This window comes from Clostridium sp. (assembly GCF_051278035.1).
GTDB lineage: Bacteria > Bacillota > Clostridia > Clostridiales > Clostridiaceae > Clostridium_AD.
Genome location: NZ_JBNMNU010000045.1, coordinates 1 through 26,985, shown reverse-complemented (window position 1 = coordinate 26,985; position 26,985 = coordinate 1). Strand labels below are relative to the sequence as shown.

The window sequence follows — 26,985 nt, the reverse complement described above, 5'->3', positions numbered from 1 at the left end:
TGTAAGCTAAAGGTGCTGCGGCAAGAGAATCTGCCATGTTTCCGTTTTCTCCTGATGCGATTATTACGTTTTCTGATGAATCTTTTTCCCATCCAGCTTGTACGATTTCTAGGGATGTTTCGTATCTATTAAGTCCTGCAAGTTTTGTAGATGTAGCTGCTGAAGCCACACTTGGTAATGTTACCATTGAAGCCACTAAGGCTACTGATAATGATGAAGCTAATAATTTCGTTGTTCTTTTAGACATAATTTTATGTCCTCCTTCTAATTTTTATTTTAAAGCTACTTAGTTAATGAACCTTATAATTAATTTCAAGTGGCATCGGATTTTATGATTTTCTAATATCATTTTTACTTAGTACCCATATAAATCAATGCACCTATTGAAAATTAAGCAAGTTAATCGTATGTTTCTACTCTCGGGACCACCACCTTTAATGCTATTTTTAATTCTAATGTAATATGTTCTACATTTAGTATAATAATCCTTTAATTTTATGAAAAAAATTTTTTATTTAAATAAATTATAAATAAAAATAAATAATCTCACATTAAAGGGATCGCGTACAATTTTTAATCTTACTACCAGATGAAAACTGTAATGTTTAGAACAGAATATTTTCTAGAAGAGTTATACATCTCTCTATGGATAAAGCCTGTCCATAATTTTAACATTTTTCTTTGGATTTTTCAATGCACTGACGTTAATATAATTTTATATTTACATCATATACACATATGTGAATTCTAAAAATATTTTATTAATCCTTAGTTACACCTCCTGCAGAATTATTATTACTATAAACCCAATATATCCAGCTTTAAAGTAGTATAGTAATTAAAAAATTCGATGTTTTTGTAATATGTTCTAATTATATAGAGGTTTTTATCACCTTTACACAAATTACTAAGAATTTGTTATAGGCCTATACGATTAACGCATTTTTCATGATATATGAATTATATACCACTTATGTTTAAATTTCAAGTAATTTTATAATTCTTTATATTATTTTATTTATTTTTACATATTACCCTTATATAGCGATTGTAGCTACAGTTTAATCCAATTTATGCAGTATTTTTGTATTCAATTCTTGGACCACAAACTTTTATCTCATTGCAATTTAAACCCTTTATAAGTATATTAGTAATCCTATAAAATATTCCAATTAATTAGAATGTTTTATAACACTTATATATGAAGCAATAACATTATAAAGGGCACTACAATTAAATATATAGTGCCCTAAATTAAAATTCACCTAGTACTTCACCCAAAAATTAGATATGATTTTTCTAATATACTCCTCGTCCTTCTGTTTAATAATAAGATTTGGTGAAGATCCAAATACTAAGGAGTTATCTGGAATGCTCTCATCCTTAACAGTAGACCCAGTTGATATTACTACGTTTTCTCCTATTTGGGTATCCCCAAGAACAGTAACATTAGAATAAAGAATAACATTCTTGCCCATCTGAGGATACTTTCCTTTATTACCTCCTACAGTACAACCTTGGTAAAAGAAAAATCCATCGCTATATATGGCTCTGCCAAGGACACTTGCCATAGGATGCTCAAGCCCAAAGTACCCTGGAAGTTCTATTTCATAATACCAATCAACTGAATGCATAATTTTATTAAGATAGTAAATTTTAGATGCTAGATTTGAAGTGTCACCACTTTTACATATGGTGTTTGCAAGGTAGTATAAAAAAATTGAATACTGCCCTGAATGGTAAGGAGAAAAGTAAGGTTCACCCTTATCCTTTTTATGATAATATTTGTTTTTGGTAGCCTCGAAACATTTTTCAGCTCTCTCAAGCGCTATATCTATAAAACATCCAATATCCCCGCAATTCCCAAAATTATTTGATAATTGCCTGTTAACATGGACTATTAATTCTTCTTTACTAATTTCCATCTCCATGATATCACCGCCTATATTGAAGTATCACTATATGCCTTAGTATATTCGTATAACTCCGCAAATTCACTTTTAAAAAAGTGCTGCGCAAGTATTTGCATTAGTGCATGGTCTTCTTCTGAATCTATGTCGAGTACTGCAGTATCTTTCATTATTGTAATATCATAGTTTCCGTCAAGAGGAGTATTTTTCAAAACATTTAGTAAACTATTTCGTCTATAACAGTAAATTGAAGCATTCATATCATAAACTTGTGGTGCCTCTTGCCTTGCAACAAAGTTTGAAGCTATTATTTTTTGTATTTTGCCATCTCTCTTCTCTACCATATTAAAATATGGATTTCTTCTTGAATGTACTGCTGAAAATACAACGTCTGTTTGCGCATTTGCTATAACTTTATTTAATGCATTTTCTATGTCCTCTGATTTTCGTAGTGGAGATGTTATATCCAAATCTATAACATAATCATATGTTTTATTAAATTTTTCTTCTGAGTAGTTAAGTGAATATCTTATTACTGGTACCTTTGGTGAATTGTCTGTAGCGAGTTCCTCTGGCCTTTTAATACATACAACATCCTTATTTTCACTAAGCATATTTAATAGATCATGACTATCAGTATTGATACTTATATCTATATTGTAATTTGGATTTCTTTTTTTAAATAAGTTAGCTGCAGCTAAAGTATAATTGATAAGTGGTATTCCTAAAAAGTCTCTAAAGTTTTTATTCTTAACCCCTTTAGATCCTGCTCTACCACAAATGGTTATTAGTATATTCATTTTGTTCAGACTCCTTTATAATTTTAAGTAGCTTTATCGACTCGTATATATCATTCCAATTTTCCTTATGACTACAAACATTTCGGAAAAAATACTCTATTTCTTTTACATACATATAATTCGCATCATACTCAAACGCTGTTTTACTTTCACTTGTAGAGTTATATACAGTTTTGTTTATAAAATCTCCGCGGATTATACCACTTTCAGTAATTAGTTCTACTTCTCTTCTGGCTCTCACTCCAAAGTAATCTAAATGAAGTTCAATAAATACATTATTAGTTCTTGCAACATATATTGAGATATCCTCACAATCAACTTCTAGACTTGATACTTTATCTTGAAGATTATATATTTTTTCTGGAAATCCAACTAAATTAGTTATATAGTCAAGCTCATGAATACAATCAATGGATACCCCCCCACCTTGATCCTTATGTGCACTATATACTTCTCTATAATCCACACTTGGCCTCCAATCAGGTAAATATGTAGAACAGATTGATCTTAAACTATGTATTTTCTCATCTTTAATACTATTTTTTATTTCATTAAACACAGGAGTATATCTAAGGGGCGCTGCTACATATATCCTTTTGGATAATTCCTTAGAAATAAAACTAATGTCATATTTATAACTATCAAAAGCAGGTTTTTCTAAGAAAAAATATCTCCCTTTGTTTATAACTCTTTCTAGAGTGTCATAATGCATATGTGTTGGGTTTGTTATAAAAATGCAATCATAATCATTATCTATATCATCAAAAGAGTATAAGGTCTTATTTATATCTTCATTTATACTACTACTATTATTCGATTTAAGACAGTGAATCACGACCTCAATTTTATTACCATAAAGATAATTTTTCACATTATTCAAATGTCTTTTTCCTATGGAACCTAGACCTACAAATAAAATCTTCATTGCTCTAACCGTTCAATCAAATCAATAACCTTTATGATTTTATAATCATCCTCAAAGGTGTGCATAATATTATTTTCCGCGCCACTTATGTAATTTATAAAAGTAGTAATTTCACTTAAGTAAGCATTTTCTATAATATTACTAACATATTGATTATTTCTCTTAATTAATTCATATGTATTAATTTTTTCAAAATCTTTATCATCTAAATTATAATCGTATAACGTTTCAGGAGTTCCCTCCCATTTAATATGAATCTCTTCATTATATACTTCTAGACTTCTTGTTGCACTTCTTGAAGCAATATCCACATTAAGTGAACCAACGTTACCATTTTCATGCTGGAGCATTATCATATAATTATCATAGTATCCTAGTTTTAAATTAGTTATATTACTTTTGATAACTTGAACGTTTTTAATATCTCCAAAAGCTTTCACTATCCAAGGCAGCTCTATAGCCATAAGTTCTCTGCAGCCATTTGTCCTTTTATCTGCTACAAAGAACTCCTTATAACTTTCCCATGGATGCCAATCTGGAAGATACTGTCCTACATGATATGTGTAGGCTAATTTACCACTATTACAAACTTCGTTTATTATATATTTTATCTCATTTCGATATAAGAAAGTTGATGATAAAAATAACTTTAGATTTTTATCTTTTGCTGTTTTTATAATTTCATCATAATCATCTGAGATTAAATTTATTTCAGTAAATACACTTAAATTCTTTTTAAGGCAATTTAAGATTATTTTACTATGATATATTGGTGATGTGCAAATTAGTGCTGCATCTGGCTTTTCTATTTCTATTGCTTCATCTATATTGGTATATGTTTTTATATTAAACAGTTCTTTAATTTCAGTACATCTGTCAGAGCTCAAATCTACGCAGATCAGTGTAATATCACTATAATTCTCACTAAGTAATCTAATTCTTCTTTTCCCCATAGAACCTGAACCCACAACTAAAAATTTCATTGTTAAATCTCCTTTGGTTTCTTTGAAATCTAAGAAACTCTTCTTTAGACTTTGATAACCTTTTTCTTTAAAATAAATATCCCTATAACCACAAGTAAAACAATTATAGTATATCTTATAACCCATATATCTCTGGTGAAATAAAAGATTACACTAGATAAAGCTATAAACAATATCCCATACAAAAAATCAATAATGTTAAATATCCTTAGATCAGATACTTTTAGTGCAATTATATAATGATAAAGGAATAGTAAAAAATAAGATATTACAGTGGTAAAGGCCGCTGCGGTATACCCGAATTTAGGAATTAAAATATAATTAAGTCCTATATTAGCTCCCGCTGCCATTACTGTTCCAAGGGCTATGTATTTAGTATTTTTCGTGTAAAACTCTAAATTTACTGGAATGCTATATAAGAAAACAAAATAATACCCTATCATAATAATTGGTACCATTTGTATTCCTTCTAAGTATTCCTTAGTTCCCATAAGTCTTGAAACTTCTGGCGAAATAAATATTAACATAAATGCTATTAGTGAAAATACAATTATATAATACCTTACCTTATTTGTAATCTCTTCATAGTTTTCATCTTTCATCTTTCCAAAAAACCACGGAACCCACGCCTTATTTGAAGCGGCCCATACAATACTTAAAATCATACCAATCTTATACGAGAAGTTATAGATACCCGCTGCACTTTTTCCTATCATTTTACTTATCATTATAGTATCAGCAGATGTTAAAATTATCTGAGATAATATATGAAATACCAAGGGAACCGAAATCCCCAATGCATACTTCCAATACTTTAAATTTATTAGTTTTTTACCTTTTAATATAAATATGGCATATAACACTACGCCATAAATTATGGCAATAGATGCTGAACCATATATTCTTCCATAGTATCTGTCCACATTTAAGTTTTGTATCCAGGCAATAGATAGTAATACATTTAATACCGTACTTGTAATTGAAATAATCAAGAATTTCTTATACTTATATTGAACTGAGTATTTCGTAGTTGCAAAATGAAGAACAAAAGTAAAAAAGCTTTGGAAAACCAATAAATTTATTAACCCTGGATTTATACCCAATTTACCTGCGATGTATTGTTTGAAAGTCAGCGCAATTATGAGTCCAATAAATAGTGGAATTGTTGAAAGAAAAAGTATAGAGGATAAAAACCCATCAAAATCCTCTTTAAAGTCAAATTTACCTGTAGAAACTGCAGATTCAAGTCCCAAACTAATAATGGAAGTTAAAATCGTAACGTAAATAGTGTATATCCCTACCATTCCAAAATCACTTGGCGATAGTAATCTTGTAAGAATTGGAACCGTTAAAAAATTTATACCTTGAATGCAAAATGTTCCTATAGTAAACCAAATTCCACTTTTCACTAGTCTGCTTTTATACAAATTTTTTAGAAAATCTATATTCATTTTTATCTCCCGCTAAGTTATTTCTTGGAGTTTTTTATAAGTTCACATACCATTTTTATGTCTTCACTTTTAAGTCCAACTGAACTTGGAAGATTTATTCCTCGCGCGTAAAGCTCTTTTGTAATACTTAAATCTCCATGTTTGTTCGCCTTGTATGGAGGCATATCGTGTATAGGCATAAAGAACGGTCTTGCTTCTATTTTTTGTTCATTTAATATTTTTATAAGCTCATCACGAGAAATACCATACTCATCCTCAACTAAGATAGAGTAAAGCCAAAAACAATTTTCTACGTTTTCTTTTTCTGCTGGTAATGTAATTCCGCGAACTTCCGCTAATAATTTATTGTACTCAGTTGCATTCTGCTTTTTAATCTTTAAATATTGTTCGATATTTTCAAGTTGAGCTACTCCAAAAGCAGCAAGAAGATTTGGCATTCTAAAATTATAGCCTACCTCTGGGTGATAAAAAGCTTTATTATCAGTAACTACTTTAGTTTGAGTAGATAGAAATTTTGCTCTGTCTCCGTGCTTCGAATTATTGGTTACAAACATTCCGCCTGCCCCAGTAGTTATAAGCTTATTTCCGTTAAAGCTATAACAGCCCATATCACCTATTGTTCCAGCCATTTTACCTTTGTATTTAGATCCTAATGATTCTGTAGCATCTTCTATAACATATAGGTTATGTTGTTTTGCTATTTCCATCACCCTATCCATATCTACAGGATGACCATAAATATGTACTGGCATTATAGCCTTTGTTTTAGGCGTTATCATTGCTTCTAACTTCTCTGCATCCATAACAAAGGTATCTCTACATACGTCTACAAATACAGGCTCTGCACCTACGTATTTTATAGTGTTTATTGGAGATATAAATGTTAATGATGGCACTATAACCTCATCTCCTGCACCTATATTTAGGGTCATTAATGCTAATTGAAGAGCTGCGGTTCCATTCATTGTAACTACAGCACTTTTACTGCCTACATACTCACCAAATTTCTCTTCAAACAAATTAACATAACTTCCTACTGAAGATACCCAATTAGTATCTATACAGTCTTTAACATATTTCCACTCATTACCTCTGATTTCTGGTATACATAAAGGTATCATAATAAAACCCTCCCGTTATTTTTTATTAAATACTATTCTTTGGTTAAACATTGTATATGTCTGTTTTAAAATATTGCATATTGTTTTTTATCCAGTCTACTGTTTCTTTAAGGCCCTCATCAATATTGTAATTTGGCTTCCAGCCTGTTAATTCTTTTAATTTAGTGTTATCAGCCCATAATCTATTTACTTCACTGTTTTCGGGTCTTAATCTTTCATCATCGCAAAGGATTTTTACATCTTTTCCTATTATGCTTATAATTTTTTTAACTGTATCTCCTATTGTTATCTCATAGTTTGAACCAGAATTTATAACCTGGCCAATAGTTTTTTCACTTTCTGCTATTTTTATGAAAGCCTCGGCAGTGTCTTTTACATAATTAAAATCTCTAGTTGGTGTTAAGCTTCCAAGCTTAATTTCTCTTTTCCCTGCAAGTATCTGCGATATTATCGTAGGAATTACAGCTCTTGCCGATTGTCTTGGTCCATATGTATTAAATGGTCTAATAGTAGCTATAGGCATGTTAAAGCTCTTTTGATAACTCTCTGCCATCTTGTCTGCTCCTATTTTTGATGCAGAATAGGGAGACTGTCCTTGCATTGGGTGTTTTTCATCTATAGGCACATAAAGTGCTGTGCCATAAGTTTCACTTGTAGATGTATGTACGATCTTTTCTACCCCATACTCTCTGCAGGCTTCTAAAACATTAGTAGTACCTTCCACATTTGTTCTTACATAAGCCATAGGTGAGAGGTAAGAATAAGGAATAGCTATAAGCGCCGCAAGGTGAAATACTACTTCTTGCCCTTTTACAATTCTTTTCATTCCATCATACTCTCTTATATCTCCCGTGACAACTTTTATACTATCTAGAGTTTTCTTATCAAAAGTATCAATCCATCCCCAATTGTTAAAAGAATTATATTGAGAAAGCGCGGTAACATCTGCTCCAAGTTCCACTAATCTTTCTGTTAGATGACTTCCTATAAAACCTTCTGCCCCTGTAATTAAAACTTTTTTACCTTGTAAGTTCATTTCATCTACTCCTTTTCTTTTACTTTAAAAAACTTATGTATATCAACGTTTGCTTTTCTGTAGTCTTCAATTTGGCCTATATCCTTCCAATACTCTGATATCTCATATATACCTGTGGTATATTTATTACTAATTGCATCATCTATTAAATCAGTCATATTATAGACTTCGTCTTTCACTATGTATTTTATAATATCAGGATTAACGGCGTAAACTCCACCACTTATATGAAAATTATATGTAGGCTTCTCTTCTAGTGATTGTATAACCATATTATCAGTAACTACTACTCCATAAGGAACATTCATTTCATAATCCCTAACACCTACTGTTATATTGAAATTGTTTTCAATATGATGATATAAAAACTTTTCGAAATCAATTCCTGTTAAAATATCTCCATTTATAACTATAAAGGGCTTCGTAAGTTTTTCTTTTGCAAAGAATATAGAGCCTGCTGTACCAAGTTTTTTAGTTTCTTTTATATATTCTATATTCACATCAAATTTATTTCCATCTTTAAAGTATTCCTCTATTATTTCTCCTTTATAGTTAATAGAAATAATAAAGTTTTTAAACCCATATTCTTTAAATTGTTCTATTATAAGCTCTAGTATCGGTTTGTCTCCAATTCTTAGCATAGGTTTTGGAACCGTTTCTGTTAGTGGTCTTAACCTAGTTCCAAGACCTCCCGCTAATATGAAAACATAATTATCCTTTACATCAAATGCTAACACGTCATCCATAAAATATAGGTCTACCAGTTTTTTATCGCTACTAACAACAGGTACTTGCCTTATTTTGTTTTTAAGCATATAAGCTTTTGCTTTCTCTTTACTACATTTCTCTGTAACAAATTTAAAGTCCTTACAATATGCTTTATCTATATTATCGTTTATACTATAATCTTTAAGCATAGCACGTCTTATATCGCCATCTGTTATGGTTCCAACGAGTTCATTTTGATCATTTACAACAAGCGCTGCACCAGTTAAGTCTTTACCTATAACCTGCATGGCTTCTTTTATTGTGGAATTTGATCCTATACAATAATTATCAATTGAAAATCTCATATTATCACCCCAACTTTATAATTTTTGATGGAACTCCTACAGCAGTTGCGTTATCTACTATATTTTCTATAACAACAGCTCCAGCACCTATAACCACATTGTTCCCTATATGCAACCCCTGAATTATAGTGCTTCCCATACCTATATGGGTGTTAAAGCCTGTGCTTACACCACCAGCTATGCAGGCACCTGGTGAAACATGAGTATTCCTTTGCACCTTGCAGTCATGTTCAATTATTGAGCCTGTGTTTATTATACAGTTTTCTTCTATAAGAGTACCTGGATTAATTATGGCTCCAGGCATTACGCAGGTTCCATCCAAAATTTCGGCGTGCTTTGATACTATTGCACTCTTGTGTATAAGGACTGGTATATTAAAGCCTATATCTTTTAATTTATTATAGATTTTATCTCGAATTTTGATGTTTTGTAGCGCCCCAATACATACAAATGCATTTTTCACGCCAAATTTATATAATTCTTCTAAAACATTGTCATCACCTATTATTGGGATATCTAAGACAAATTCGTCTTGCCCTAAAACATAAGCTTTGTCCGTTACACCCACAATATCATATTTACGAGCACTTTTTATAATGTCTATAATAACCTTACAATGTCCACCTGCACCTACAAGTATAATTTTTTCCATAATATCACCTCAACTTTGTGCTGCGTTTTAATAAGTAATTATTTTTTGTATAAGTTCTCTATCTATCTTTATCTCACTTAAGATTTTTGCTATTTTAGAACTTGCATTGCCATCACCATAAGGATTTGTGCAGCTTTCTAACTTCTTTTTAAAATCCTCGTCATATAATGCTTTTTCTATTCCTGCTTTTACTGCTTCTTTACCCTCAGGTACGTCTATTATATTGCAGGCTCTTAGCCTTGTTCCTTGCCTTGAACCTATATTAACAACTGGAAGTTTAAAACTTGGAGCTTCAATTATCCCTGAAGATGAATTTCCTATCATTACATCTGATATTTCTAAGAAGCTTAAATATTCTACTTGAGTTAGATTTTTAAATACCTTTAAGAATGGGTACTTGGCTCTATACTGCTCAATAACTTTTATAATTTCTCGACCTCCATTATCACTGTTAGGATAAGAAACTATTGTTTGTTTGCCTAGTTCTACAACTGCGTCTAGAGTTTCTCTTATTTGCCACTCCACCATATCACGCTCTGTAGTTACAGGGTGCTGAGTTAATAAAAATATTTTATCATCTTTAAGGTCAAATTTCTCTAACATTTCACTTCTTGACAAGTATTTTGTTTTTTTAATAAAATCAAGACCTGGTGCTCCTACCACGTAAACATTTTTTTCACTCTCACCTAATTTAAGTATTCTTTGTTTGCTGTCCTCATTTGCTGGAAAATGGATATGAGAAAGTTTAGTTACAGCGTGTCTTATTGATTCATCTACTGTTCCAGTTACTTCCCCTCCGTGTATATGAGCCACAGGAATATTCATATGTATAGCTGCAGTGGCTGCTGCCATCATTTCTCCTCTATCTCCAAGTATTAATACTACATCAGGATTTATTCTCTCAAAGCTTTGAGCCATACTTATAATTGAAAGTCCTATAGATTTCGCCATTGCAGACCCTGTATCCGCGGCTAATATAGTTTCAAACTTATCCGAAATAGGAAAACCGTCTTTTTCTATTTCATTTATAGTCATTCCAAATTCAGGACATAAATGCATTCCACAAACAATAAGCTTAAGTTCTAGCGCATCATTTTTTTCTATTTCTTTAAGAACATGATAAAATATCCCATAATCTGCTCTTGTACCTGTTATTACCGCTATTTTTCTTTTCATATTTACTTCTCCTATTCTATATCAAAACAAATAATTTAAATTATTTTTATTCCACCATATTTGTGGTTATCTGTTCATCGACTTTTATATCTCTGCTGGATTTTCTGCCAACGATATCATTGTAGAATTTAGGCGAGAGTCCGGTTCCTGGCCTTTTATAATCTAAGTCCACAAACTCTATACTCTCACCTTTTTTTATATCTCTAGATGCCACTATGCTTTTTCTTGCTGCCTTCATGGTATCCTCTTCGCTTATATTATATCTTTTAATTCCTGATCCAAAAGCCATTTCTACATCTCTAATAACGCGAACCATTTCACTAAGTTCTAGTGGACAAAGAGATGCTTTATGATCTGGACCCTCCATAGTTTTATCTATTGTAAAATGTTTTTCAATTATATTTGCGCCCATTGAAGCCGCAGCTATAGGTATAGTTATCCCCACCGTGTGGTCAGAATACCCTGATATAACTTTGAAAGCACTTTTTATTGTACTCATAGCCTTTAAGTTTACATTTTGTAACTTCGCTGGGTAATTCGAAGTGCAATGAAGCACCGCTACCTGTTTATTTTCCAAAAGGTAAATGGCGTTTATTGCATCTTCAATATCTGAGAGTGTTGCCATGCCCGATGATAAAATTATAGGTTTATGAAATTTTGCTATATGTTCTAAAAGTGGTATATTAGTTAAATCTCCCGAACTAATCTTAAACGCATCCATTCCAATGGATTCTAAAAAATCAGCGCTTTCAAAATCAAATGGTGTAGATAAAAACATAATCCCCTTTTGAACGCAGTACTGCTTTAATTCTGTGAAGTTTTCATATGAAAGTTCAAGTTTCTTTAACATATTAAACTGAGAGTCAGCGCTCCCTATATTTTGCTTTTGATAACTAGCCATCTCTGCATAACCAGTAACTATCTTTTCAGTTTTAAAAGTCTGAAATTTTATTGCGTCAACTCCAGCAAGTACAGCTTCATCTATAAGCTTCTTCGCTATATTTGTGTCTCCGTTATGATTAACTCCAGCCTCAGCTATTATAAAAGCTGGATTACCATCACCTATAACTTTATTTCCTACCTTAAACATAGATACACTCCTTTATTGCATTTTAGCTTCTGCTTTAGACTCTATTTTAGCTTCTGCTTTAGATTCATTTCTAGAAAATAAATAAGCTATTAATATGTAAATGAAAATAGGATTACCCCTAATTGTAAATATGTACGTATTTGTTGAAGAATAAATCATTAAAAGTGATATCATGAAAATTATATATTTATCCTGTAATTTCTGAAAATTAAATGTTGCAAAAATAATAATGATACTATATCCTAGTATTCCCGCAAATTGTATAACAATTAAACTAAAGTTATGTGGATTATTAATAAGCTTTAGGAAATGCCAAAACTCAACAAGTTCGCGTCTTCCAAAAAGGAATTGAGTAAAAGAAGAATTTTCCAAAAAATTAAGATATAAGTGGTACCAGATCATTGATCTCGTAGTACTTAGAATGTTTAATATATGCCTGAGCCCCTCTTCCCCAAAAGCATAGGCAATCATAATTATGAATTGATATAACCATAACAAACTGCCGTATATGATTTTTATTACCTTGTTTTTAGTAAAAGGTAATATAATAATAGCTCCGAAAAGACTCATAAAAGGAGATAAACTTGCAGCCCAAATCACGACTACAAAGCCTAAGATCATATAGAAATACTTACTTTTGCCTTTGTTTAGAATTAAGTTACTTATTAGAACTATTAGATAAAATATATCTGGTCCTGCCGGTGTACTACTAACTCCTATGAACCTATGTGCAAAAGGTAAAAATCTGCTTCGTATTTGCCTTACTTCATACCAAGATAGTGTTTTTAGCGGAGTATAATTTAGTAAAATAGAAATTATAAAGTATACAATTGCTGTTTTATTAATTAAGGACAAAATCTCATTTTTACTAAACTTGAGTTCCTTTATAAAAACAAAAGTTACCACCCAGTATATAACATATACATTTAAAAGTTTCATAATTACTGCATTAAATATCATATAAAAACCAAACAGCAACACTATTTTAATTTTAGAATTTTGGAGTTTAGAATTTATAAATTCAGAATTTTTAATAATTACTATAAATGCTCCAACTAAATACATAAATAGTATTGGTACTCTTACATAATTAGATACAAAGATATTTAATTTTGTCATAACAAACAATATAAAATGAACCCAATAGAAAATTTCTTTTTTAGTACGTAAATAATCAAGGTCAAAAATTTCGCTTTTCATAGATCATCATCCTTATATAGTATTTTTTAATGTCATCACTTCATAAGCGAACTTAAGAACTCCGAATTATCAATATTTAACTGTTGCTGTAAATTATTAGTTTTATTATTTTCCATAATGTTTTCTTGCTTATTTATAGTAGAAATCATCTCTGCCTCGTTCATTGCAACCACTATTCCATTTGCTTTAAATAGCTCTAATATATCCTTATATTCTAGAAATTTAGTTGCAAAATAAGGTAAACTAATACAATTAAAATCAAAACTAGCAAGGTTTAAAAGTGCAGAGGATAATGGACTTATAATATAATCGAAATTATTCTCACCACATAAAAGCTCTACTGGTACTGACTTATCTTCTATAACTTTTATATTCTTAAATTCATCTAAGTAAATCTGTATATCCTCTATAGTTTCATTGGCCGGATGCATTTTAAAATAAATTTCTATACCGCTTTCTGATAATACTTTAAATAGTTTCATAGTACCTTTAATTGAAGTTTCTGTATCAGCGCTATTCAAAAAAAATGTTGGACTAGATATATAAAGACATTTTTTATTATTAGAGTTTATTTTTGGCACTTTAATTTTTATGGAATCTACTATTTTGGAATAATCGAGTTTTGGCATTAGATATTTATTTTTAGATTTGGCATATACTTTTTCCGGATAGTTCGCATATATTTTTGTAGTTATTTTGTTTTCACCCATAGAGCAGCTATCAAATTCCCATCCGTATACAACTCTTCTAAGCAATTTTTTTATATTCGAGGAGTCCGCGGCTTTATTTTTACAATATAGCGCAGTTCCCTCGTCCATAACTATGTTATTGTTATTTGTACTTTTATATTTAAGTGCTATTTTCTGAAAAATCTTCCATCTATCACTATAGGTTATTATTCCATCAATTTGTGGGTTAGTTAAATATAGTTTATTAATATTCTCTTTAATTTTATAATTATTCTTCAAAACATTAGCAATGTTTCCTTTGTTCTTATCTAAAAATAAATTAACAGAATAATATTTTTCATCAAATATTTTATCGTAATCAAAAAGTTCATCCCAAAATTCATCTGTAGCATTTGATATGTATCCTATACATTTCGCCTCTGGGTAACTACTTTTAATTAACTTAATAACGTTGTATGCGGATATCACATGAAATGGCCTAAATACTATGAAAATAAAAGTCATAAAATCACCCTTTCCCTATAATCATAAAGCAGTGTTCACCTTATGCTTTTTTTCTAAGTATATTCAAATACAAGATTTTCCTGAGTTTGTTTGGTATTAAAAGGCGCGTAACGAATCTAATAGAATTATTGAAGCTATATTCAAATACATTAATCAAATGGTTACTCAACATATAATCATACAGTTTCTTTTGAGTAACAAAATATTTCCATCCACCTCGACGCAGATATGTATCATTTGTTATTCGCATTTTCAGTAATGGCTCATCAATATTTTCAAATATAGCGCTTTGCTCCATCATCCTTATCCATAAATAATAATCTTCATTTAAAAACCACTGCTCATAAGAACCAGCTTGTAACACCTCACTTTTTTTAAACATAACTGAAGGGTGGTTAAAAGCATTCCTGTATTTCATTTGATTTTTAATATCTTTATCACCCGTTTTGACTCCTTTATAAGCGACTCTAATATCTGGGTCATCTATAAACTCTGACACCGCTGTTCCAACAACGCTAAGCCTTTTGTTCTTGTAAAAACACTGTAACTGCTTTTCACACCTATATGCATCTGATAAATCATCTGTATCCATACGCGCAATCAATTCATTTCTACATTCTTTTATACCTATACTTAGAGCCTCGCCAAGTCCACTATTTACTTTAAGTCGAATAACCTTTATAACCGAATTGTCCTTAAACTCTTCAAAGACAGCGTCAAGTTCAGGTGTTAACTTACCATCTGCAACAATTATGATTTCATCAGGTTTAACCGATTGCTCTAGCATACTTTTTATACTATCCCTAAAATAACTTGGATTTTCTTTGTAATAAACGGACATTAGTACTGAATATTTTAACTCTTTCATCTTATACCTCGATTTCAATAAAATATAATTTATTTTTCATAAACCAAATTTCCAAAAATTTTCTTTAGTATGCGAGCTTTATTGCCAGCAAGTTTAACTATAAACCCAAGCGTTTTGGATAAATGCATCCTTCGTCTATTATCCTCTGCGATTTTTTTTACAAGTAAACTGGTATTCGCATACAAATCATCTTGCGGAAGAAATAATCCACTTTTCTCCTCATCTATATAGCCTTTAATATATTCACATAAGTTATCAATGCTTAGCATACTTCGCTGATTTTTAACCATAGGGAATACTGGAGATTTTAAAGCAAACTTTTCTAGCCTTGCATAATTACCTGTACAGTTAGGTCCATAAATCATTGGAGGTCTTAATACTAGAACCTTGAATTTATCATTATTTAACTTATTAAGTTCAATCTCCGCTGAAAGTTTACTTTTTCCATAATAAGTTTTCGGATTAGTTTCAGTAGTAGCCCCTATTACAATGTCCTTACCAATCTCACCATCTGTCCCATAAACGGACATTGTACTAATAAAAATAAATTGCTTTACCCCTTCATTTTTAGCCTTTTCAGCTACTTCTATAGATAAATCTCTATTCACTTTAATATACAAGCTCTCCATCTCAGGTTTTTCTTTCTTATGAACCACAGCAGCCGCATGAAAAAGAACATCATACTTTGAAAAGTCAATATCTTGCCACTCATCATTTCGAAGAGAAATAAAATCTATGTTATATTTATCTAAACTTTTACTCAGATGTTTTTCTAAGCTTTTTCCAATATAGCTGTTCTTACCTGTGATTAAAATATTTTTCATTTATTTCTCCTTCAACGCTACTTAGAGGTTTTTTTAACTTCATTATCTACAATTCCCTCTGCTTTTAAAACTTTAAATACTGTTTTGAATAATATTTTTATATTAAGTGAAAATGATTTATTATTTAAATAATATACGTCACATTCTGTCTTTCTAAAATCGTCATTGGTATCTCTCCCATTAATTTGGGCCCACCCAGTAAGCCCTGGAAGTAATAAGTGAACTCCTGCAGCAGTTCTCATTTCCTTAAGTTCGTACTGATTATATAGTGCAGGTCTTGGCCCTACGAAAGTCATATCCCCTTTAAGTGTATTAATAAACTGAGGGAGTTCATCAAGACTGCTTTTCCTTAAGAATTTTCCAATTGTAGTTACATATTTTTTTGAATCATTTAGTTTATCAGTTGCTACATTCGGTGTTCCAATTTTCATTGTCCTAAATTTATAGAATCTAAATAACTCATTATTTCTACCTATTCTTATCTGAACAAAAAATACCGGTCCTTTAGAATTTAACTTTATTAATACGCCTATAACTAAAAACAGTGGCGCTAGAAGCATTAGTACTAATAAGCTAATTAGAACATCTATAAACCTTCCCATAATATCACTCCTAATCTTACTCGGCTACACTTCTATTGTATGTTGGAACTATTTCTTCTATTTTCTTAATTAGTAGATTTACATCATCTTTTTCAATCATACATCTAAGTTCACTCATTCTCTTTTTCATAACATCTATATCGGTAAAAGTAGGTTTGCCAACAAAAATCTTTTCATGTTTGGTATTAGTGAGTCCTTCCTCACTCATTAGCAGCTCTTCATAAAGTTTTTCACCCGGACGAAGACCAGTAATCTCTATTTTAATATCCTCATTTGGAATGAATCCTGAAAGTCTTATTAAATCCCAAGCTAAATCATATATCCTAACAGGTTTCCCCATATCTAGTACAAAAATTTCTCCACCACGAGCGTATGCTCCTGCTTGAAGCACTAATTGTGATGCTTCAGGTATTGTCATAAAGAATCTAGTTATATCTTTACTCGTAAGTGTAACTGGTCCACCATGGGCTATTTGCTTTTTAAATAGCGGAATAACAGATCCATTGCTTCCAAGGACATTTCCAAATCTAACTGCTACAAAACGAGTTTCACTTATTTTATCCATAGACTGTATAATCATTTCACACATTCTCTTAGTAGCGCCCATAACATTAGTTGGGTTTACTGCTTTGTCTGTGGATATCATTACAAACCGCTCTGCATTATACTTATGTGCACACTCTGCTACATTAAAAGTTCCAAATACATTGTTTTTTATTGCCTCCATAGGGCTTTCTTCCATTAATGGAACATGTTTATGTGCCGCTGCATGGAAAATTATATTAGGCGCGTATGTCTCAAATATATCCTCAACCCTTAGCTTGTCACGAGCAGAACCAATCAAAACTTCTAAATTAAGTTTTGGATATTTATACTGCAGTTCCATTTGTAAATCGTAAGCGTTATTTTCATATATATCAAAAATAATTAATTTTTTCGGATCAAATTTTATGATTTGACGACATAGTTCAGACCCAATTGAGCCTCCACCACCTGTAACTAAAATGGTTTTATCGTGAATGTAACTTGCTATCCCTTCCATGTCGAGTGTTATTGTTTTACGTCCAAGTAGATCATCAATATCAACTGTTCTAATTTGATTTAATGAAACCTTTCCGTCTATTATATCATTCATGTTGGGAATTATTTCTATCTTGCAATGTGTTGCTTTACATATTTCTAAAATAAGTTTTTTATCAGCCTCATCTATTGTTGGAATAGCTATAAGTATGGTTTCTATCTGCTTTTCTTTTGCAATGGCGGGTATATCTTCCCTACTTCCAAGAACCTTTACCCCCATAATATTGTTTCCTTTTTTATAACCCGCTTCATCAATGACAGCTACAGGTCTATATTTACTCATGCTACTGCTTTTCATTTCTTTTATAACCATCGCTGCAGCTTTCCCTGCACCAATTATCATTACTCTCTTTCTATCATTTTTATTTATATTAGAATTTAAGACGCCCTCATATCTACCGTAAACTCTAAATGACATTCTAAAACCAAGTATAAAAATAATACTAAAAGCACAAGCTAATATACTTACGCCATAGGTGAATCTATGGCTTGATAAGTTAATAAAAATAATTGTTGCTATAGTGCCCGTAAGACACCCCCCAATAGCCAACATAAATTCATCTATACTTGCGTAACTCCAAAGACTTTCGTAAAGTTTAAAGATATAAAAACAAATTATATATATAACCGTCACAATCAAAGCTATTTTGGTGTAATCATTTGAATAGAACTTAAAATTTTTATAATTATATCTAAAAAACAGTGCTAAAATATATGCTAAGTTAATTAGTATTGCATCACTTAGTATTAACATCGGTTTTTTCCATATTCCTAAATTCTTCATACTAATCTCCTTTTGTTATAATTGGTAATACCCATTAAATATACAATTTAGTATATCATAATATTTAGACAAAATTTAATTAATCTATCACATTCACAAAAATTTTAGATAATTATATTTCCTAGATGGTACTTATGTTATTTCCTAGTCTAAACTGTTCAATCACATTACTAATTGAAATAGATTCAAATGGCGTTAATTTATATGTGTGCTTGTTTTTAAGTGTTATCATAGATACAAATTCAGCAAGTTCATACCGCAGCCCATCACCTTCAAATTTATAAAAGTATTTCTTATTATCATTAGAATTTTCAAATCGCACTTCAAAATATTCTGTTTTCCACCAAGGCGATGGTACATATATATACCCTTTAGTTCCTGAGATAACTAAATCACCTTCTGATTTCACCCCAAGCCCTACTTTAGCTGTTGCAATTGCACTTTTATACTTTAGATTGATTTTTGTAAATAAATCAATACATTTTTCACTATCGTAGTAAGAGTAAAATCCAAGCTCTTCAATATTTTCACCTAAAAGTTTAATTATTGCAAGTAATGGATATGATGCAAGTTCAGTTACACTTCCGCCTGCAGCATTAACATCTAGTTCTCGCGTGTTTTTTCCTGGTATATTATTTTCCACTAGTTTAGTAAATGTAGCATCTATGTTTTTAATCTCACCTATAAGTCCACTTTTAGCAACACTTATAAGTCTTATAAACCCTGGTGAATAAGCAGTTTTTATTGCCTCAATAAGTACACATTCATTATTTTCCGCTAATTTGTACAATTCTACTGACTGTTCTTTAGATAAAAACATAGGTTTTTCGCATAAAACATTTATGCCCCTGGTAAGCGCTTTTTTTGCATATTCATAATGCGTTAGATGCGGCGCGGCTATATAAATAGCATCTACCTTGTCAAGAAATTCATCATAATTTAAAGAGTAAAAATTAAGTTCTTGTTTACACACAAACTCTTTAAGAGATTCCTCGTTTAGTCCAAATACACCTTCAACATTTACACCACTAACAAATTTTGATTCTTTAATAAATCTAGTTGCTATTCTTCCATATCCTACAACTCCAAGTTTAAGTATACCATTGTTATTAGCTCTAAGCTGCGTGCTTGATACTCCTTTTGTTCTCTCTAAATAAACCACTTCACAATATTCTTTTAAATAATCAAATTTGCCTATCCAATCCGAGCCTATTGCAAAAATATCTACATCGTATTTAAGTACATCATTAACCTTTTGACCTTCATATTCTTCAATTATTACTTCATCAGCAAGGCCCGAAGCCTTAATATTTTCTATACGCTTCATAAGCCCCTCTTGGACATTTAGTTTTCCACGGCTATCATCGTAATTCTCAGTAGTAATTCCTACAATTAAGTAATCCCCTAACTTTTTTGCCCTTTCAAGTAATTTAAAATGTCCTTCATGAAAAAGATCATAAGTTCCGTATGTTATTACTTTCTTCATTGACTTCTCCTCCTTCGCTTTTTCAAATTATCTGATTTTGTTTTTATCTACACTTCTAGAATATAAGGTTTATGTCCATGCCTTTTTTCTTCTGGCGGCAGTTTCATGTAATCACCATATTGTGATGATAAATATGAATGACAATCCCTTGGAGCACTGACCATTATATCTTCAAATTTTATGTTTTTTAATGGATATAAAAACTCATTTTTAATTAGGAGTGCAGGTGTCTTAACATAACATTTTGATGATGTATCTATAGCATTATACTTTTGTATTTCTTTGTCCAGCATTTTATAAAGTGTTTTTTTAGGTATAGGTTTTAATAGATAGTAAAGAGAATGCCTTGTTATATTTTTAATATAATCTTTTTTTGAAGCAACTTCTGTACTTAGCTCTTTCACGGTTTTAGATACAAACAAGTTAGATAATATTGCTGTTTTTATGTATTGCAATTTTTTTAAATGAGGATCATCAGGAATATTGTCATAAGGAAATACATCCACAAATACACCTTGGTTTATATCAAGATTTCTACAATAATACTCTATAAATTTCGTTCCATTTTTTCTAACTTTCGCAAAATGAAATGGTGATTCGGAGTCTGTAAAAACCGTTTGCAAGAAAAACTCCTCACTCAACTCATCTTTTGCAATATCTAAGAATTTATTGTAATTGACCCTCGTCATACCAATGTCTATATCATCATCCCAAGGAATAAATCCTTCGTGACGAACTGCACCTAATGCAGTTCCACCAACTATAAAATACTCAATATCCCTTTTGCTACATACTCTAATAATTTCCTTTAATATATCCACTTCAATTGTTTGAACTAATTTTAATTCCTCACCGTAAATCATATAAAGTTTTTTATGCATTCACACACATAATTCACTTCATCTTTTGTAATTTCAGGGTAAATAGGTAATGCTAAAATTTGCCCACTAATTTTTTCAGCTACTGGAAAATCACCACTCTTGTATCCAAGTTCCGCAAAACATTCTTGCATATGCAGTGGACGAGGATAGTAGATACTGGTTTGAATTCCATTTTCCTTTAAATAAGCCGCGAGTTTATCTCTTTTTTCTGATAAAATATTGTACACATAAAATACAGGCTCCTGATTAAACTTTACTTTTGGTATTTTTATAGATTCTAAATTTTCCAACCCTTCATCATACCATTTTGCAATTATATCTCTTTTTTCGATGGCTTCTTGAATATATTTCATTTTCACTAGAAGTATTGCTGCTTGCATGGTATCCAGTCTTGAATTGTAACCTACATATTCATGATGGTATTTTTTTGTTGCGCCATGTACCCTGTATGACTTTGCTCGCTCATATAGTTTTTCATCATTAGTTACTATCATTCCAGCATCTCCGTAAGCCCCTAGTGTTTTCGTTGGAAAGAATGAAAAAATTCCAAAATCACCAATAGTACCTGAATGTCTTGAATCTCCGCCTTTTCCTGTCCATCTCATACCATAAGCCTCTGCAGCATCTTCTAATACTTTTAAATCATGCTTCTGCGCAACTTCCATGATTTTATCCATATCTGACATTTGTGAAAATAAATGTACTGGCAAGATTCCTATTGTGTTTTCTGTAATTTTATCTTCAATACCTTCTGCATTAATATTAAAGGTATCCTCATCAATATCAACAAAAACTGGTTTTGCACCATTTCTAGTAATGCATGACACTGATGCAAAAAAAGTAAATGGCGATGTAATAACCTCTTTGCCCTCTTTAAATCCCAGAATATCTGATGTAATAGTTAGTGCATCACTTCCAGATGCCACTCCAATAGCATGTTTAGCTCCAGTAAAGGCTTCTACAGACTGTTCTAACTCTCTAACTTCTTCACCAAGAATAAAATTGCCCTTTTCCATTACTGCTAAAACCGCTTCATCAAATTCAGCCTTTTTTTCATGATATTCACGCTTAGTTGTAAAAAATTTCACTTCCATTTAATATGCTCCTTTTCTCATTATTATTGATTTTTAAGAAGTTGTTCCAGTGGTACATCACGCATTATTTTTGCTGGACTTCCAACTACAATCTTACCCGCCATCACGTCCTTTGTAACTACGCTACCTGCTGCAACTAATGCATCTTCGTATATTGTTTTTCCAGGCAGTATAACTGCTCCTGCTCCAATTCTACCACCTTTTTTTATAATTACGCCTTTGAATTTTCCAAATCTTTCTTTTGACCTTGCTGCATAATTATCATTAGAGGTTACAACGCAAGGTGCAATGAAAACATAATCCTCTACTTCTGAATAAGCAGTTAAATATACATTAGTCTGTATTTTACAATTAGATCCAACCTTGCAGAAATTCTCAATTGTAGTTCCACGACCAATAATTGTTTTTGAGCCTACCGTTACATTTTCTCTGATTACAGCAGTGTCCGCGATAAGTGTTTTCTCTCCAATTTCGCATCCGCAATAAATTATTACCCCTGCACCTATAAGACAACCGTCACTTATTTTAGCTGGAAGCAATTTATCTTCACTTTTGAATATACTGTTTACGGACCTCATAGGCTGTTTACCTATTACCGTATTATCATCAATTCTAACATTGTCTCCTATAACAGTTCCTACATGGATAACTACATTACTTCCTATAGCACAATTGTTTCCTATAACTACCTCGTCTTCTATTACTACAAAATGACCTATAGTTATATTTGTATCCAATTTGCTTTTCTCTGAAACATAATTCATGAAAACAACCCCTTTTCATATAATATTTCTGTACCTATTTCATCATCTCAAGTGTTGAGAAATCTCCCATAGGGAATTTAACTGGAAGTCCTGTAAGTCTTGATTTGTAAGCTGCAAGTATAATCGACAAACCTTTTTTACCTTCTTCTCCATTTATTAGAGGCTGTCTATCCATGTTTACAGCATCTATCATATCCTTAAATAATGGAGTATGTCCTGAACCATATACAGAATCTGGGTCTCCCTTCTGCTCTGTTACTATCGCCTCTTCAGTTTCCACATTATCTTTAAATTTCCAAGTTTCTATGGAATTAACCGCAAGTCCACCTATACAAACTGTACCCGTTTCACCAAAGATACTTAATGTTTCTTCTAAATTTTTAGGATATACACAAGCAGATCCTTCAACTATACCTATAGATCCATTTTTAAATCTTATGAGTATTGCTCCAAAATCCTCAGCTTCTATATCTCGAAGAAAAGTACCACACTGTGCATAAACAGTATCTATTTCTCCACCCATCATCCATTGTAACAAATCAATATTATGTATACATTGATTCATTAGGGTACCACCATCTTGTTTCCATGTCCCTCTCCAAGGTGCCTGCTCGTAGTATCCCATATTTCTATTCCAAAGGATTCTTGCTGTTCCATTTATTAATTTAGAAAATCTATTTGAATCGATAGCAGATCTTAGCTTTTGTATTGGCTCATTAAATCTATTTTGGTGACTAACACAAAGCTTCACATTGTTTTTTGTTGCACACTGGATCATTCTATCTGCATCCTTAGTAGATAAGGCCATTGGTTTTTCAACAATTACATGCTTTCCACTATTCATACAATCTATAGCTATTTCTGCATGGAATCCACTCTCTGTAGCTATAGAGACCATATCAATATCAGTTTTCTCAAGCATTTCCTTATAATCAGTATAAACTTTTACAGAGGCTTTTTCGGAAACTGCTTTTATGTACTCATCTCTTTTAGCATTAGCATTAGCTTCTAACACATCACAAACCGCTGTCAGCTCAATTTCTGCTGCATTTTGAGTTATAGCCTCCACGTGTTTGTAAGATATTCTTCCACATCCTATAATTGCAATTTTTATTTTTTTCATATAAATTCCTCCTAGTAATAATTCACTAAAATATTGGCATGCAATATTCTAAATTAATTTACAATGCTTGCATGCCATATTTTTTTTAAAGCTTATTTATTTTTTCTCTGTTGTTAATGACATGCTTAGTTGCATTTCTAGTATCATATAGCAATGTAGCTTCTGCCACAATTCTTTCATAATCATAACAAGTATGGTTCGTAGTTATTATTACTATATCTGCATTCTTTATTTCATCTTCCCAAATTACGGATGCATATTCTTTTCCCTTGTGCATGAATGATTTTATAAACGGATCATTTATTATTATGTCAGCACCATTTTTTTCTAATTGATCAATGACTTTTAATGTTGGTGATTCTCTCATATCATCTATATCTTTCTTATAAGCCGCACCCATAAGAAGAACTATTGCTCCATTAAGTGCCTTTTTCTGACTATTTAAAAGCTTCATAACATTTTCCAAGACAAATTCAGGCATGTAGTCATTAATTATACCTGAAGCTTCTATTAATTTGGTATGATAATCATACTCTTTTGCTTTCCACTCTAAGTAGAATGGGTCAAGAGGTATACAGTGTCCGCCAAGTCCTGGGCCTGGGTAGAAAGGCATAAATCCATAAGGTTTAGTTGCCGCTGCATCTATTACTTCCCATACATCAATATTCATCCTTTTACACAAAATAGCCATTTCATTAGCTAGTGCTATATTAACGTTTCTAAAAGTATTTTCAAGTATTTTTTCCATTTCGGCAACTGCTGGGGAAGAGACTTCTAATATATCACCCTCAAGCACACTTCTGTATAGCATTCCTGCTACTTCAGTACAATCTTTCGTACATCCTCCAACTACCTTTGGAGTATTTTTTGTGTTAAACACTTTATTTCCTGGATCAATTCGCTCTGGTGAAAAGGCTAAGAAAAAGTCTACTCCACATTTAAGACCTGTTTCCTCAAGTATTGGTCTTAGTACTTCCTCCGTTGTTCCAGGGTATGTCGTACTTTCAAGTACTACCAGCATCCCTTTATGTAGATACTTAGCTACACTTCTAGTTGAATCAACTACATATGATAGATCTGGTTGCTTGTATAAATCTAGTGGCGTAGGAACTGCTATGCAAACTGTATCAACATCCTTAACAAAACTAAAATCTGTAGTGGCCTTTAGTTTTCCTTCTTGAACGAGTCTTTCTAAATCTGAACTCTCAATGTCACTAATATAATTAACTCCATCATTTATCATTCTAACCTTCTTATCTTGCACATCAAAACCTATTACATCATACCCCACTTTAGCCTTTTCTACAGCTAGTGGAAGCCCCACATAACCAAGTCCAACTACACCAAGTTTAGCCGTTCTATTTTTTAGTTTTAGTAATAATTCATCTTTATATTGAACCATTTTCATTTATCCTCCTTTAAATCTTCTGTACTTATTTATTTGCCAAATTTGCTATGTATTAATGCTCTTGCTGTTTTTATTATTTTTAAAATTGAAACTCTATTTACACCTATTATAAGTAAAATAATAAGTAAATTAACTAGTATACTGTTAATTGTTATGCTAAATGATGCCAGGAGTACCATTAAGACTGTATTACTTGCATACAATTTCAAATCAAATTTAAACCATAGTCTTCTTGATATTAGTGTTCTCATCCAAAAAAATACTATGTATGAAATTCCTGTTGATATTGATGCTCCAGTTGCTCCAAGTTTTGGTACTAATATATAATTACCTAAATAATTAACTATAGCTGCTACTAGTGATATTACTATATTATAATAAGTTTTTCTAGAAAAAGTAATACCCAATGTTGTGGTTTCAGATATTGTATACATAATGGGAAACAATAAAAGGAATGGAACACTGTTTGCTGCACTGCTGTAATTTGATGAAAGCAATTTTATTATTACATCTTTAAAGAGTATAATAAATGAAAATAGCATAACCATTACAGCTAAAATAATTTCACTAACCTGTACAAATTTATCGTTTGAAACCTTTTCTTTATGCCATTTTAGTGCTGTTGGAACCCAGGATGTACAAAATGCCTGTTGCAGAATTCCTAAAACCGCCACTATTTTAAATGCAGCTGAGTATATTCCAATTTCATCAAATGATGACCATTGCCTTAAAGATATTCTATCCATAGAAGTGAAAACCCAACCAATTACGGTAGCTGGCACTAGGGGTATTCCAAATTTAAATAGTTTGCTAAGTAGCTTTTTATTAAACTTAAATTTAAATTTCCAAATATGTCTTACATAATAAGACTCTATCATAGAAATTAAAACCAAATTTAAAAAAGTAGCGATTATGATTCCTTTAAAACTTTTATCAATAAATATTAAATAAGGGATTAATATTATTATGCTTAATACTTTATTTAAAATATTTAGATATGAATATGTTTTAGCTTTTTCTTCCATTCTTAATACAAGCATACTAAATCTATTTATTATTGCAAAAGGTAATGATAATGCTAATATAACTACTACATATTTCTCAATGCTACCAAACATAATAAGTGATATTGGTTTATAAAAGACTATAAAAATAAGAGCCAGTAATAAAGAAAACAACAATGGAAAAATTAATGAATTCCAAAATAAGTTGTTCTTATCCTCATGTTCATTATACTCTCTTACAAAAGCTTGGTCTAATCCTAAAAAAATAAATAATGAACTTACAGTATAACCCATAGTGTACATAGCAGCTTTACCAAAATCATCAGGTGAGACCAAATAAGTTGTAATAGGCACTATGATAAAGGATAAAATAGCAGCAACTATAGGCCCAATTGAAAACCCAACTAAATTTTTCATAAATTTTTTTGAATTTTGTTCCATGCAATTCACTTCCCTT

At 31.3% G+C, this 26,985-nt stretch carries 25 protein-coding genes; all 25 read right to left on the bottom strand.

The window, feature by feature from the left end; translation table 11 throughout:
• On the bottom strand, positions 1–247 hold a 247-nt coding region (locus ACJAX4_RS08870; RefSeq protein WP_435789101.1), incomplete at its 3' end, for a cell wall-binding repeat-containing protein.
• Positions 248–1,265: 1,018 nt separating this feature from the next.
• Positions 1,266–1,931, bottom strand: coding sequence for a transferase (locus ACJAX4_RS08865; protein ID WP_435789100.1), 666 nt, complete (start codon positions 1,929–1,931; stop codon positions 1,266–1,268).
• 11 nt (positions 1,932–1,942) lie between these two features.
• Entirely contained in the window at positions 1,943–2,710 is a 768-nt protein-coding gene (locus tag ACJAX4_RS08860) for an acylneuraminate cytidylyltransferase family protein (protein WP_435789099.1), read from the bottom strand.
• Positions 2,682–3,635, bottom strand: coding sequence for a Gfo/Idh/MocA family protein (locus tag ACJAX4_RS08855; RefSeq protein WP_435789098.1), 954 nt, complete (start codon positions 3,633–3,635; stop codon positions 2,682–2,684). The genes ACJAX4_RS08860 and ACJAX4_RS08855 overlap by 29 nt, the downstream gene beginning before the upstream one ends.
• Entirely contained in the window at positions 3,632–4,618 is a 987-nt protein-coding gene (locus ACJAX4_RS08850; protein WP_435789097.1) for a Gfo/Idh/MocA family protein, read from the bottom strand. The genes ACJAX4_RS08855 and ACJAX4_RS08850 overlap by 4 nt, the downstream gene beginning before the upstream one ends.
• A 44-nt stretch (positions 4,619–4,662) precedes the next feature.
• Positions 4,663–6,069: an oligosaccharide flippase family protein gene (locus ACJAX4_RS08845; RefSeq protein WP_435789096.1), complete on the bottom strand. Its 1,407-nt coding sequence runs from the start codon at positions 6,067–6,069 to the stop codon at positions 4,663–4,665.
• 17 nt (positions 6,070–6,086) lie between these two features.
• Positions 6,087–7,190, bottom strand: coding sequence for a LegC family aminotransferase (locus ACJAX4_RS08840; protein ID WP_435789095.1), 1,104 nt, complete (start codon positions 7,188–7,190; stop codon positions 6,087–6,089).
• A gap of 43 nt (positions 7,191–7,233) precedes the next feature.
• Complete coding sequence (locus ACJAX4_RS08835; protein WP_435789094.1) at positions 7,234–8,226, bottom strand: NAD-dependent 4,6-dehydratase LegB; 993 nt, start codon at positions 8,224–8,226, stop codon at positions 7,234–7,236.
• 5 nt (positions 8,227–8,231) lie between these two features.
• Positions 8,232–9,299, bottom strand: coding sequence for a nucleotidyltransferase family protein (locus tag ACJAX4_RS08830; protein WP_435789093.1), 1,068 nt, complete (start codon positions 9,297–9,299; stop codon positions 8,232–8,234).
• A 4-nt stretch (positions 9,300–9,303) separates the two neighbouring features.
• Positions 9,304–9,951, bottom strand: a complete 648-nt coding sequence (locus ACJAX4_RS08825; RefSeq protein WP_435789092.1) for an acetyltransferase — start codon at positions 9,949–9,951, stop codon at positions 9,304–9,306.
• A 27-nt stretch (positions 9,952–9,978) separates the two neighbouring features.
• On the bottom strand, positions 9,979–11,127 hold the full coding sequence (gene neuC / locus ACJAX4_RS08820; RefSeq protein ID WP_435789091.1) for a UDP-N-acetylglucosamine 2-epimerase: 1,149 nt from the start codon (positions 11,125–11,127) through the stop codon (positions 9,979–9,981).
• Positions 11,128–11,173: 46 nt separating this feature from the next.
• Positions 11,174–12,217, bottom strand: coding sequence for an N-acetylneuraminate synthase (neuB, locus tag ACJAX4_RS08815; protein ID WP_435789090.1), 1,044 nt, complete (start codon positions 12,215–12,217; stop codon positions 11,174–11,176).
• A gap of 12 nt (positions 12,218–12,229) precedes the next feature.
• Positions 12,230–13,417 (bottom strand): hypothetical protein, encoded by a 1,188-nt coding sequence (locus ACJAX4_RS08810; protein WP_435789089.1) that lies wholly within the window; start codon positions 13,415–13,417, stop codon positions 12,230–12,232.
• A gap of 35 nt (positions 13,418–13,452) precedes the next feature.
• A complete protein-coding gene (locus tag ACJAX4_RS08805; protein WP_435789088.1) occupies positions 13,453–14,610 on the bottom strand; it encodes a polysialyltransferase family glycosyltransferase in 1,158 nt (385 codons plus the stop codon).
• 40 nt (positions 14,611–14,650) lie between these two features.
• Positions 14,651–15,478, bottom strand: coding sequence for a glycosyltransferase (locus ACJAX4_RS08800; protein WP_435789087.1), 828 nt, complete (start codon positions 15,476–15,478; stop codon positions 14,651–14,653).
• A gap of 29 nt (positions 15,479–15,507) precedes the next feature.
• Positions 15,508–16,302 (bottom strand): NAD-dependent epimerase/dehydratase family protein, encoded by a 795-nt coding sequence (locus tag ACJAX4_RS08795; protein WP_435789086.1) that lies wholly within the window; start codon positions 16,300–16,302, stop codon positions 15,508–15,510.
• Positions 16,303–16,319: 17 nt separating this feature from the next.
• Positions 16,320–16,904, bottom strand: coding sequence for a sugar transferase (locus tag ACJAX4_RS08790; protein WP_435789085.1), 585 nt, complete (start codon positions 16,902–16,904; stop codon positions 16,320–16,322).
• 16 nt (positions 16,905–16,920) lie between these two features.
• On the bottom strand, positions 16,921–18,768 hold the full coding sequence (locus tag ACJAX4_RS08785) for a polysaccharide biosynthesis protein (RefSeq protein WP_435789084.1): 1,848 nt from the start codon (positions 18,766–18,768) through the stop codon (positions 16,921–16,923).
• 121 nt (positions 18,769–18,889) lie between these two features.
• Positions 18,890–20,254, bottom strand: coding sequence for a Gfo/Idh/MocA family oxidoreductase (locus tag ACJAX4_RS08780; protein WP_435789083.1), 1,365 nt, complete (start codon positions 20,252–20,254; stop codon positions 18,890–18,892).
• A 47-nt stretch (positions 20,255–20,301) separates the two neighbouring features.
• Complete coding sequence (locus ACJAX4_RS08775; RefSeq protein WP_435789082.1) at positions 20,302–21,135, bottom strand: LicD family protein; 834 nt, start codon at positions 21,133–21,135, stop codon at positions 20,302–20,304.
• Complete coding sequence (locus tag ACJAX4_RS08770) at positions 21,114–22,229, bottom strand: DegT/DnrJ/EryC1/StrS family aminotransferase (protein WP_435789081.1); 1,116 nt, start codon at positions 22,227–22,229, stop codon at positions 21,114–21,116. Before ACJAX4_RS08770 ends, ACJAX4_RS08775 begins: the two co-directional genes overlap by 22 nt.
• Positions 22,230–22,252: 23 nt before the next feature.
• On the bottom strand, positions 22,253–22,993 hold the full coding sequence (locus ACJAX4_RS08765) for an acyltransferase (protein WP_435789080.1): 741 nt from the start codon (positions 22,991–22,993) through the stop codon (positions 22,253–22,255).
• Between the two features lie 34 nt (positions 22,994–23,027).
• The gene (locus tag ACJAX4_RS08760; RefSeq protein ID WP_435789079.1) at positions 23,028–24,116 is read right to left on the bottom strand and encodes a Gfo/Idh/MocA family protein; all 1,089 of its coding nucleotides are present in this window, start codon (positions 24,114–24,116) and stop codon (positions 23,028–23,030) included.
• Between the two features lie 85 nt (positions 24,117–24,201).
• Positions 24,202–25,518: a nucleotide sugar dehydrogenase gene (locus ACJAX4_RS08755; protein WP_435789102.1), complete on the bottom strand. Its 1,317-nt coding sequence runs from the start codon at positions 25,516–25,518 to the stop codon at positions 24,202–24,204.
• Positions 25,519–25,553: 35 nt separating this feature from the next.
• The coding region (locus tag ACJAX4_RS08750; RefSeq protein ID WP_435789078.1) for a lipopolysaccharide biosynthesis protein at positions 25,554–26,985 on the bottom strand (1,432 nt) is incomplete at its 5' end.